General features: G+C 59.1%; 10 protein-coding genes, 2 rRNA genes and 1 pseudogene. 11 read left to right on the top strand and 2 right to left on the bottom strand.

Annotation, left to right across the window (positions count from 1 at the left end; all coding sequences use genetic code 11):
- Positions 1-462: 462 nt before the first annotated feature.
- From AC1DXW_RS30185 to AC1DXW_RS30135, 11 genes and pseudogenes are all read left to right on the top strand, one after another.
- Positions 463-1,023, top strand: a complete 561-nt coding sequence (locus AC1DXW_RS30185) for a lipid-binding SYLF domain-containing protein (RefSeq protein ID WP_477755602.1) — start codon at positions 463-465, stop codon at positions 1,021-1,023.
- Positions 1,024-1,175: 152 nt separating this feature from the next.
- Positions 1,176-1,298 (top strand): annotated as a pseudogene (locus AC1DXW_RS30180) (sodium/glutamate symporter); the annotation flags it as partial.
- Positions 1,299-1,464: 166 nt separating this feature from the next.
- Positions 1,465-1,764 carry a hypothetical protein gene (locus AC1DXW_RS30175; protein ID WP_477760847.1) on the top strand — a complete coding sequence of 100 codons (300 nt, stop codon included), beginning with the start codon at positions 1,465-1,467 and terminating at the stop codon, positions 1,762-1,764.
- A gap of 160 nt (positions 1,765-1,924) precedes the next feature.
- Positions 1,925-3,664 (top strand): dipeptidase, encoded by a 1,740-nt coding sequence (locus tag AC1DXW_RS30170; RefSeq protein WP_477755600.1) that lies wholly within the window; start codon positions 1,925-1,927, stop codon positions 3,662-3,664.
- 338 nt (positions 3,665-4,002) lie between these two features.
- Positions 4,003-4,992, top strand: a complete 990-nt coding sequence (locus AC1DXW_RS30165; RefSeq protein ID WP_477755599.1) for an aldo/keto reductase — start codon at positions 4,003-4,005, stop codon at positions 4,990-4,992.
- Positions 4,993-5,004: 12 nt separating this feature from the next.
- Positions 5,005-5,595 carry a flavodoxin gene (locus AC1DXW_RS30160; protein WP_477755598.1) on the top strand — a complete coding sequence of 197 codons (591 nt, stop codon included), beginning with the start codon at positions 5,005-5,007 and terminating at the stop codon, positions 5,593-5,595.
- Positions 5,596-5,686: 91 nt separating this feature from the next.
- Entirely contained in the window at positions 5,687-6,160 is a 474-nt protein-coding gene (locus AC1DXW_RS30155; RefSeq protein WP_477755597.1) for a (R)-mandelonitrile lyase, read from the top strand.
- Positions 6,161-6,192: 32 nt separating this feature from the next.
- A complete protein-coding gene (locus tag AC1DXW_RS30150; RefSeq protein ID WP_477755596.1) occupies positions 6,193-6,978 on the top strand; it encodes a carboxymuconolactone decarboxylase family protein in 786 nt (261 codons plus the stop codon).
- 2 nt (positions 6,979-6,980) lie between these two features.
- Positions 6,981-8,051 (top strand): alpha/beta hydrolase, encoded by a 1,071-nt coding sequence (locus AC1DXW_RS30145; RefSeq protein WP_477760846.1) that lies wholly within the window; start codon positions 6,981-6,983, stop codon positions 8,049-8,051.
- A 51-nt stretch (positions 8,052-8,102) separates the two neighbouring features.
- Entirely contained in the window at positions 8,103-9,158 is a 1,056-nt protein-coding gene (locus AC1DXW_RS30140; protein ID WP_477760845.1) for an alpha/beta hydrolase, read from the top strand.
- Between the two features lie 80 nt (positions 9,159-9,238).
- Positions 9,239-10,132, top strand: a complete 894-nt coding sequence (locus tag AC1DXW_RS30135) for a LysR family transcriptional regulator (RefSeq protein WP_477760844.1) — start codon at positions 9,239-9,241, stop codon at positions 10,130-10,132.
- 76 nt (positions 10,133-10,208) lie between these two features.
- Here the strand turns inward: AC1DXW_RS30135 and rrf are convergent.
- Positions 10,209-10,324: ribosomal RNA gene (rrf, locus tag AC1DXW_RS30130) — 5S ribosomal RNA — on the bottom strand.
- A 157-nt stretch (positions 10,325-10,481) separates the two neighbouring features.
- A 23S ribosomal RNA gene (locus tag AC1DXW_RS30125) occupies positions 10,482-10,793 on the bottom strand; the annotation flags it as partial.

Raw genomic sequence — 10,793 nt, 5'->3', positions numbered from 1 at the left:
GGGTGAAGGTGCTCAGGTCGCAAAAGTTGAAAAGGTCGCCGAGGTCGAGCAGGTCCTGTTGAACAGACATAAAAAATCCGATGCCAGAGGTCTGGCATCGGATTTTCGGGGAAGCCCGGCTGGGACTCAAATACTTAAGTGAACAGCATTACGCCATTGCGCGGGCCTTTTGCTGCCTGCATTGAGCCCGTGACGAACCGATTTCAACTGTGATTCAACCGCTTCGTAAAGTGAAACTGGCGGCGAGAAGCAGAATTGACAGCGAACCCGGCCGATACGCAGTGGTCATAACAGCTGATGGCAGCGCAAATGTTCAGTGGCCCAGGGCGACTTCACTCACGAGCGATGCCAGCAAATTCACACATTTCAGGGCGCGCCGGATAACCTCAGTGGGTTCGGTTCCTGCATGAAGCAGGCACTTGCCGCTGCTCTCATCCCATGCTCCCTCAGCGGAGTACGCAAATGACTCAATCAATGAGGTTCTTCCTGTCGTTCTTCCTCGCGGCTGCAACATTGGCATCGGCCAGTTTCCTGAACAATGCCGGAGCGGCTACCGCCGAGGATCTGAATGCCGACGCTCGACAAGCGTTGCAGACTCTCAACAAGACCCATCCTTTTTCCGAAACCATCTCGCACAACGCCAAGGCTGTGCTGGTTTTCCCGAAAATCATCAAGGCGGGTCTCGTGTTCGGCGGCAGCTATGGCGAAGGCGTTTTAATGAAGGGCACGAAAGTCGAGAACTACTACAACTCCGTCAGCGGTTCATGGGGGCTGCAGGCCGGCGCCCAGTCGTACGGCTATGTGGTTTTCCTGATGACCGATAAAGCCGTGAAATATGTCGCTGAAACCAAGGGTTGGGAAATCGGTGTAGGGCCAACGGTTGTCGTGGTGGATGAAGGGGTTGCGAAGAACCTGTCCAGCTCGACGCTCAAAGACGACGCCTACGCGTTCATCTTCGACCAGCAAGGATTAATGGCGGGGGTCAGTATCGAGGGAACGAAGATTTCTCTGATCAAGCGCTAGCGTCAGCCGTTTGATTGACCATCGGGAGCGTGATGACGGCCTATGCCAACCCGGATGGGTTTTCCCGTTCAGGCTAGGCTGTCCTCACTCCTGGCGCACGGACGTAGCTGATGATTAGGAAGCTATCTGGACGAGCAAGGCTGGCATTGGCTGTATCGACCGTGACGCAAAAGTATGGCGCGGCGCACCAGGCCTTCCTGATCGTGCCGCTGGTGTGTGGCTTTTTCATTGACCTGGTCAATGCCGTGATCATCAGCCTGTTCAGTGGCCTATAGCGACCCACCTCGACTCTCGGACGACCAGACACACTGAAAAAAGGAAAGCAGACGAAAGGACCAGCAGGATCGATGCCGCAGGGATAGGCTCAAAGAAAGAGTGTGCCCCTGCCCTGATCTGGCGGGGTACGATCTCAAATACACCTCTTGCTACAGGGGAACCGGGATGACGGGAAAAACTGCGCGTCAATGCTCGCCATGGATCCTGCTTTCCCTGCTCGCCATCGACCTGGTACTGACAGCGRGATGTTCAGGCAAAGYCACCACGGCTCGCTATTCAGCCCCAAACACGGGTTCAACCTGCTATGCAAAAGCCCTCCCCACTGTCGGCGAAGGCGGCCTCGCCTGGGCGGACAGCCTGGACATGGCTCGCCAGAAATCCCTGGATAATTGCATCCGCTATGCGGGCCGATCCGGCGGCACGCCGAATACCTGCCACGTAGTGATGGCAGAATGCAATCATTGATAGGGCGGTTTTTCATTTCTGCGCCGCTTTTGCATTTCTGTGCGACAGATCCCACTTCAGGGGCTCCCGTTTCACACGCTCGTGGTGGTAGTTTGCAAATGTTTCTGATCAAACGATCAGATATTTCTTACAAACCGCCTGCAAAGGAATGCCCCCTGCAATGGATTTTTCACTCAAGCACCTGGCTGCGACCACCCTCATGCTCGCCAGCCTTTCGTCGTTCACCAGCGCTGCCCACGCCAACATCACGCCACAACAGAGCGCGATCATCCTCAAGACCTTCAGCGATACGTCGGTCAAGGATTTCAGGCAGTTCCTCGCAAGTCTGGCCAAGAGCGATATCGCCAAGACCGACGACCTCGGCCCGGCCGTCCGTGCGTTCCAGGGCAACAAGACGCTTACCGCTGAGCAGCAAAACCAAATCCATCGCCTGCTTGGCCTCTATGCCCGGGTGAAATACGGCAGCGCGGCCACCGAAACCTTGAAGGAGCTGGTAGCCATTCCAACCGTGCGCGTGGACGGTGTTGCCCAGCACGACAATCCCGAATTTCTCAAGATTGCCGAGAAAATCAAGGGCCTCGCCCAGGCGTTCAACCTGAACTTTCGCAACATCGATAACCGCGTCTATGAAGTCTCCCTGGAAGGCGCTGGCGATGAAGTCGTGGGCATTCACGCCCATGCCGATGTGGTGCCGGTGACGCCGGAGAACTGGGTGCTGCAGGACGGCACCCGCCTCGATCCGTTCAAGGTCACTTTGGTCGGCGACCGCATGTATGGCCGCGGCACCGAAGATGACAAAAACGGCATCGTGGTGGCGCTCTACGCCATGAAGATCATCAAGGAAGAGCAGCTGCCGCTGGCCAGGAACTTCAAGCTGCTGGTCGACACCACCGAAGAGACCACGGGCGACGCCATCCCCTACTACTTCGAACGCAACCCGACCCCCAACTACAACCTGGCGCTGGATGGTGGCTACCCGGTGGTGATCGCCGAGAAAGGTTACGGCACGGTCATGGCCAGCTTCGCCAAGCGCACCGCGCAAGGCAAAGGCGCAGAAATCACCTCGATGACCGGCGGCCTGGCCACCAACCAGATACCGTCGACATCGGTCGCGACCCTGGTGACCGACAAGCCCGCCGAACTGGCCGCCCGCCTGCAAAAGGCCGGCAGCGAGTATGCCAAGCGCAACGGCGGCAACTTCGAGGTCGCCGCCAAAGTCGACGGCAAGGACGTCAAACTGACGGTCACCGGTGTGTCCGCCCACTCCTCCGAGCCCGAGTCCGGCGTCAACCCGGTGGCCAGGATGCTCGACTTCATCAATAGCCTCGACGGCAAGGTCGCGCTCAAGCACAACCAGATCACTGACGCCGCCCGCTACGCCGCCGACAACTGGGGGCTGGACTACCTGGGTGGCAAGTTGGGGGTCGGTTTTGCCGATGAGTTCATGGGCCCGCTGACCACTTCCCTGACCTATGTCGGGATGGATGACAAAGCCTTCAAACTCGCGGTCAACCTGCGCGTGCCGAAGGGTAAGACGCCGCAAGTGCTCAAATCCGAAATCGCCGGAAAACTGGACTCCTGGAGCAAGAAGACCCGGATCGCACCGACCTTCGACCTGTCGATTGCCGAACCGATGTACCGCAACCCCGAGGGTGAATGGGTCAAGGCCCTGCTCGCGGTGCCCAGCGAAAACCTGGGCATGGAACACAAGTTCGGCACCTCCGCCGGCGCCACCTCCGTGCATGAACTGCCTAACGGCGTGCAATTCGGCCTGGCCATGCCGGACGTCAAATACACCGGCCACAACGACAACGAGTTCAAGACCACCGAGCAGTTCCTGCTGGACCTGCAGATCGTGACCGAGATGATGGGCCGCATCGGGCAATTGCCGAAACTTTGATGCCCTATCGGACCCGCCACCCTGGCGGGTCCATTGCCTTCACTTCCACTCCCAAATCACATGCCGCCCCTTGTAGGAGCGAGCTTGCTCGCGAAAAACCAGAGGACGCCGCGGTAAGTCTGGTTTCCCGCGTCATCGTTGGCCTCCATCGCGAGCAAGCTCGCTCCTACACAGGGTGGGTGGGCGCACGTGCCCGGATTGATGAACAAACCTCATGAACCCTTGCCGATTTACCCGTCTAGTGCTCATCCGTTAGCTCGCTTACTGTTTCCCCAGCGGTCCTGCACCCAGCCGATATCACTGACGTGCAGCCTGACCATCAAAAGCGGGAGATTGAAATGCACAAGCGCAAACTCGGAAACAGTTCCCTTGAAGTGTCTGCCCTGGGCTTGGGCTGCATGGGCCTCAGCCATGGCTACGGCCCGGCTACCGATACCCGACAAGCCATCTCGTTGATCCGCTCGGCCGTTGACCGAGGCGTCACCTTCTTCGATACCGCCGAGGTTTACGGCCCGTACCTGAATGAACAAGTGGTGGGTGAGGCGCTGGCGCCGGTTCGCGATCAGGTGGTCATCGCCACCAAGTTTGGCTTTACCTTTGGCTCCGACAATAAACAGCAGATTCTCAACAGCCGCCCGGAACACATCCGGGTCGCCGTCGAGGGCTCGCTGCGCAGGCTCAAGACAGACTTCATCGATTTGCTTTACCAACATCGCGTCGACCCGGACGTGCCTATCGAGGATGTCGCGGGTGTGGTGAAAGAGCTCATCCTGGAAGGTAAGGTCAAGCACTTCGGTCTTTCAGAGGCGGGCGTGCAAACCATTCGACGTGCTCATGCTATCCAGCCTGTTACAGCGCTGCAAAGTGAGTACTCGTTATGGTGGCGAGAGCCTGAGCAAGAGATTCTTCCGACACTCGCGGAGCTGGGTATTGGCTTCGTGCCCTTCAGTCCCCTGGGCAAGGGTTTTCTCACTGGCACCGTGTCGGCAGATGCCTCCTTCGGTAGCGACGATTTTCGCAGCATCGTTCCCCGCTTCAGCCAGCAGGCGCTGCAAGCCAATCAAGTGCTGGTGGAGCTGATTCGCAAGATCGCCGCGCAGAAGAACGCGACACCGGCGCAGATCGCGCTCGCCTGGTTGCTCGCACAGGCGCCGTGTATTGTGCCTATTCCCGGAACGACCAAGCTGCATCGCCTGGAAGAAAACCTCGGCGGTGCCAGCATCACACTCACTGACGCCGAGCTCAAGGCCATCGATGCGGCACTGGCGCAGATCCGCATCCACGGCGAGCGTTACCCTGAGGCCCTCAAGGCTCGCGTCGGGCGCTAACGGAGCATTGTCATGAGCAAGGATCACGATGCGCTTCGGCGCACGGTCATCGCCGCGCTCGCGAGCGCCCCGCTGCTGTCGCTCGCCGACACGCAAACCGGCAGCGAACCGCACCGCTCGGGGTCTCGCACCCTGGTGGCGTACTTTTCACGCTCCGGCAATACCCGAGTCGTTGCCGGACTCATCCAGCGGGGACTTCGTGCCGACCTCTTCGAGATCCGCCCGGCCAAGCCCTATCCCGACGATTACCTGGAAACGGTGGAGCAGGCGCGCCAGGAACGCGACAGCGGCTTCGAGCCAGCCCTGGAAAGCAAGGTTCGGGCAATGGCCGCCTACGACACTGTGTTTCTTGGCTTTCCGATCTGGGGTGAAACCGCTCCGCCGATCGTGCGTTCGTTCCTGACGGCCCACGACCTGAGCGGGAAAACCATCATCCCCTTCAACACCCACGGCGGCTACGGGCTGGGCAATAGCCGCAGCGTCCTCGGAAAACATGCGCCCACGTCCAAGGTGATGGAAGGCTTCGTGATGGAGGGTGAGCAGGAGCGCAAGACCATGGAACGCTTGAACGCCTGGATGAGCGACAGCCATCTGACACGTTAATGCGCCGTGCAGGGCGTTGAACTGTACGCGTCTCGATTTCTGAATGGGAGCAGCCTTGCAGTTGGCTAACCCGCCTTTAGGAGCAACATTGATGAATCCCTTGATCGCCCCTCTGGTTGCCTTATCCCTCATGGCAGGGGAAGCCTGCGCCCAGTCCTCCAACGAGATCCGGATCACCCACGCCGGCTCTCAACCCTCCATCAAGGGCGCGGCGGAAAACTTCACGGGGACGGTTCGGGTTGATGGCCTGTTCAAGGGTGATTCCCCGGCCCGCATCGGCGGTGGCACGGTGACCTTCGAACCCGGCGCACGCACGGCCTGGCACACCCATCCGCTGGGGCAAACGCTTATCGTCACCGCCGGGGTCGGCTATGTGCAGCAAGAGGGCGGCCCACGTCAGGAAATCCGTCCGGGAAACATTGTCTGGATCCCGCCGCAAACACGTCACTGGCATGGCGCGACGGCCACCAACGGAATGACTCACATCGCCATCGCCGAAGCCGAGGACGGCAAGGCTGTCACCTGGGCGGAAAAAGTCTCGGATGCGCAGTACCAAGGTCAATAGCCTGCGCTGAGCAATGGATGGAGCCTTTCACGATGACCACTGACACACCGATCGCACATCACAAGACCGGCCCCCTCCCCGCGCTGATAGCCCTGTGTCTGGGCCTTGGGTTGATGTCGGGTGTTGCCACCCAGAAAGCCGAGGCGTCGCAACCCATGACCAGCACACAATCCGCGGCACAAACGCTGTCGGCCAGGCAACAGGCCATTCCACTGATCGCAGCGTTCATGGCAACCAGTGACATGCCCAAGCTCAACGAAGCCTTGAACCAAGGCCTGGATGCCGGCCTGACGGTCAGCGAGGCCAAGGAAATCCTGGTACAGCTCTACGCCTATGTCGGCTTCCCGCGCAGCCTCAATGCATTGAACGAACTGATGACGGTTGTGCAAGCGCGCAAACAACGTGGCATTCACGATGAGCCTGGACGCGAACCCAGCCGTGCCATTGCAACCGGTGAGGCGTTGCTCGCGGCAGGGACGGCCAATCAAACCCGAATTTCGGGTGGGCCGGTCAAGGGGCCGGTGTTCGATTTCGCCCCGGTCATCAACCAGTTCCTGCAAACCCATCTGTTCGGCGACATCTTCGAGCGCGACAACCTTGACTGGCAAAGCCGCGAGCTGGCGACCGTCGGGGCGCTGGCCGCGACGCCGGGGGTGGAATCGCAGTTGCGCTCGCACATGCGGGCGAGCATGCGGGTTGGACTGAGCGAGGAACAATTGCACCAAGTCATCGCGGTTCTCACCGAGCACGGCGATGAACAAGCCGCCAAACGTGCAAGCGCAGCCCTGACACAGGCACTTGCTGCCTCGGGAGGTTGAACATGAAGACTGGAAAAAACCTGCTGAGCATTGCCCTGCTGAGCGTGCTTGCCGCCTGTGCAAGCCACTCCAATGCCGCCGCTCCCTTGATGATTCAGGAGCAAGGCAGCTTTGCCGCCGGCGGGACGATGATCACAGCACCGGGTTCGTTCAATCCGCGTAAGCCCATGACGCCAGACGGCCAAACCTACCACGGCGACCATGCCTATACCTTCTACCAAATCCCGGTCGATGCGCGAAAACTGCCCATCGTCATGTGGCACGGCGCAGGCCAGTTCTCCAAGACCTGGGAAACCACCGCGGATGGCCGGGAAGGTTTCCAGAATATCTTTCTGCGTCGCCAGTACGGCGTGTATCTGATCGACCAGCCGCGTCGCGGCGATGCCGGGCGCAGCATGGTCGAGGCGACGGTCAAGCCTGTCCCGGACGAGCAACTCTGGTTCAACCAGTTCCGCATCGGCCTGTGGCCCAACTATTTCGAAGGTGTGCAGGTTGCCCGGGATGCGCAAACGCGCGACCAGTTCTTCCGCGCGATGACGCCGAACACCGGTCCGTTCGACATGGGCGTGGTCTCCGATGGCGTGTCGGCAGTCTTCGACAAAATCGGCCCCGGCATCCTGCTCACTCACTCACAGGGTGGCGGACCGGGTTGGTTGACGGCGATCAAGAACAACAAGGTCAAGGCCATCGTGGCTTTCGAGCCGGGCAGCAGCTTCGTCTTCGCGCAGGGTGAAGTACCCGCGCCGATTCCCAGCGCGTTCGACACGGTGCAAGGCGCAGCGGTGCCGATGGATCAGTTCATGGCGCTCACACGCATTCCGATCCTGATCCTCTACGGCGACAACATCCCGGAGCAAGCTGTCGACCTGCCAGCCCAGGACAGTTGGCGCGCCCGCCTTACGATGGCCCGGCTATGGCGCGACGCCGTCAACCGGCACGGCGGTGACGTGAGGCTGATCCATTTGCCGGAGATTGGCATCAAGGGCAATACCCACTTCCCCATGTCGGATTTGAACAATGTGCAGATCGCGGACCTGGTGTCCGGCTTTCTGACAGAAAAACATCTGGATTGACGGCTACAGAACATTTTTCAAACGCACCCTTTCAATGCTCCGGAGACTCCTATGAGAAACACCATTCTGAAAGCCTCGCTGATGGCCGCCATCGTCGGTATGTCTGCCGGCGAAGCCGGTGCCGCCGACTACAAAAAGAACCCGTTCACCCTGGCTTACGACGGCGCAATTACCAAGAACGAACCCGGCAAGGTCAACATCCATCCGGTCACCTACAAGCTCAATGGCCTGGACATCGCTGCCAACGTCTACACCCCTGCCAACTACGATGCGAAGAAGGTCTACCCGACGGTGGTGGTGGCGCATCCGAATGGTGGTGTGAAAGAGCAAGTCGCCGGTCTGTATGCCCAGCGACTGGCTGAACAAGGCTACATCACGATTACCGCCGATGCCGCGTATCAAGGCGCGAGTGGCGGACAGCCGCGCAGCATCGACAAGCCGGCGTACCGTATCGAGGATATCCACGGCATGGCGGACTTCATCACTCAGTATGCTGGCGTCGACGGCAAGCGTCTGGGCCTGCTCGGCATCTGCGGTGGCGGCGGCTACTCGTTGGTCGCGGCGCAAACCGACAAGCGATTCAAGTCGGTGGCGACCGTGAGCATGTTCAACTCTGGCCGGGTGCGCCGCAATGGCTACAACGACTCGCAACTGGACACCATTGAGCAACGCCTGCAACAGGCTTCCGCTGCCCGCGCTCAAGAAGCGGCTGGCGGCGAGGTGCTTTATTCGGGTGATGCCAACCTCACCGACGAGCAGATCGCCAAGCTGCCGTTCGCCTTGTATCGCCAGGGTTACGAGTACTACTGGAAGACGCATGCGCACCCTGACTCGACCTTCAAATACACCACGAGCAGCCTGCTGGATCTGATGCGCTTCGACGCCACCAACCAGATCGAACTGATCAATCAGCCATTGCTGATGATCGCCGGCAGCAAGGCCGACAGCTTGTACATGACCCAGGATGCGTTCCCCAAAGCCACCGGCACGAAGGACAAGGAGTTGTTCATTATCGATGGCGCAACGCACATCGAAACCTACTGGGTTCCCAAGTATGTGGACGCTGCACTCGGCAAGTTGACGCCGTTCTTCGCAAGAACCTTGTGATTGGTTCGTTGGGGTCGCGCATCCATGCGGAACCTGATTACATGGAATAATCCCGCGCTCCGCATGAGAGGTTCTCATCAATGGCCCGCGCCAATCTCAACGATCTGCAAGCCTTCGTGGTCATTACCCGTGAAGGCAGCTTCACTCGCGCCGCCGCACAGCTGGGCGTTTCGCAGTCCGCCTTGAGCCACACCATGCGCGCGCTCGAAACCAGGCTCGGCGTTCGCCTGTTGACCCGAACCACGCGCAGCGTATCCCCTACCGAGGCTGGTCAACGGCTGTATCAGTCCATGGCGCCGCGCTTCGACGAAATTGAACTTGAACTGGCTGCGGTCAGCGAGTTTCGCGACACCCCGGCAGGCAACGTGCGGATTTCAGCTTCCGAACATGCGGCGAACAACATCCTTTGGCCCAAGCTGTTGAAGGTGCTTCCCGACTACCCGGACATCAAGGTCGAAATCACCGTCGACTACGCCCTCTCCGACATCGTAGCGCAGCGCTACGACGCGGGCGTACGCCTGGGCGATCAGGTGGCCAAGGACATGATCGCCGTGCCGATCGGGCCACCATTGCGCATAGCGGTAGTGGGGTCGCCTGAATATTTCAAACAACGACCTTTTCCGAAAGAGCCGGGGGATTTGGCCGCACATAATTGCATCAATTTACGCCTGCCCACTCACGGGAGCCTGATGCAATGGGATTTTGAAAAGGACGGTCACGAACTCAAGGCACGTGTCGAAGGACAATGGACGTTCAACAGCAGCGTGCCGATCCTGCGCGCTGCTGTCGCAGGTTGTGGGTTAGGCTTCCTGCCAGAAGATATGGTAGCCAAGGAGCTTGCCGACGGTAGTCTTCTGCGGGTGCTGGAGGATTGGTGCCAACCCTTTGCGGGTTACCATCTTTACTACCCCAATCGCCGTGAACACTCATCCGCGTTTGGCGTCGTGGTCGATGCGCTGCTCTATAAGCGCTGAGTCGCCCATCTTGGCTTTCCTGCGGACAAAAACAAAACCCCTACCCGCGTGCGCAGATAGGGGTTTTGGAATTTAATCTTGACGATGACCTACTCTCACATGGGGAAACCCCACACTACCATCGGCGATGCATCGTTTCACTGCTGAGTTCGGGATGGGATCAGGTGGTTCCAATGCTCTATGGTCGTCAAGAAATTCGGGTACTGAGTCGTGACCAGATGGCCGCGCTTCAGCAAATTGGGTAGGTGATAGCTTTCGGTGTTTTGTGAGCGTCGAACTTTCGGTTCATTGCGTCTTCACACACCGCAATCTGATGCTCTTTCGAGTAGTCAAATTGCTTGGGTGTTATATGGTCAAGCCTCACGGGCAATTAGTATTGGTTAGCTCAACGCCTCACAGCGCTTACACACCCAACCTATCAACGTCGTAGTCTTCGACGGCCCTTCAGGGAGCTCAAGGCTCCAGTGAGATCTCATCTTGAGGCAAGTTTCCCGCTTAGATGCTTTCAGCGGTTATCTTTTCCGAACATAGCTACCCGGCAATGCCACTGGCGTGACAACCGGAACACCAGAGGTTCGTCCACTCCGGTCCTCTCGTACTAGGAGCAGCCCCTCTCAAATCTCAAACGTCCACGGCAGATAGGGACCGAACTGTCTCACGA

The sequence above is a fragment of the Pseudomonas sp. P4_C4 genome (genome assembly GCF_056402055.1).
This window is presented reverse-complemented; position numbering and strand designations above follow the sequence as displayed.

Coding starts and splice junctions, on each gene's coding strand:
- AC1DXW_RS30185 (WP_477755602.1), top strand. CDS start 463: ATGACTCAATCAATGAGGTTCTTCCTGTCGTTCTTCCTCGCGGCTGCA.
- AC1DXW_RS30170 (WP_477755600.1), top strand. CDS start 1,925: ATGGATTTTTCACTCAAGCACCTGGCTGCGACCACCCTCATGCTCGCC.
- AC1DXW_RS30165 (WP_477755599.1), top strand. CDS start 4,003: ATGCACAAGCGCAAACTCGGAAACAGTTCCCTTGAAGTGTCTGCCCTG.
- AC1DXW_RS30160 (WP_477755598.1), top strand. CDS start 5,005: ATGAGCAAGGATCACGATGCGCTTCGGCGCACGGTCATCGCCGCGCTC.
- AC1DXW_RS30155 (WP_477755597.1), top strand. CDS start 5,687: ATGAATCCCTTGATCGCCCCTCTGGTTGCCTTATCCCTCATGGCAGGG.
- AC1DXW_RS30150 (WP_477755596.1), top strand. CDS start 6,193: ATGACCACTGACACACCGATCGCACATCACAAGACCGGCCCCCTCCCC.
- AC1DXW_RS30145 (WP_477760846.1), top strand. CDS start 6,981: ATGAAGACTGGAAAAAACCTGCTGAGCATTGCCCTGCTGAGCGTGCTT.
- AC1DXW_RS30140 (WP_477760845.1), top strand. CDS start 8,103: ATGAGAAACACCATTCTGAAAGCCTCGCTGATGGCCGCCATCGTCGGT.
- AC1DXW_RS30135 (WP_477760844.1), top strand. CDS start 9,239: ATGGCCCGCGCCAATCTCAACGATCTGCAAGCCTTCGTGGTCATTACC.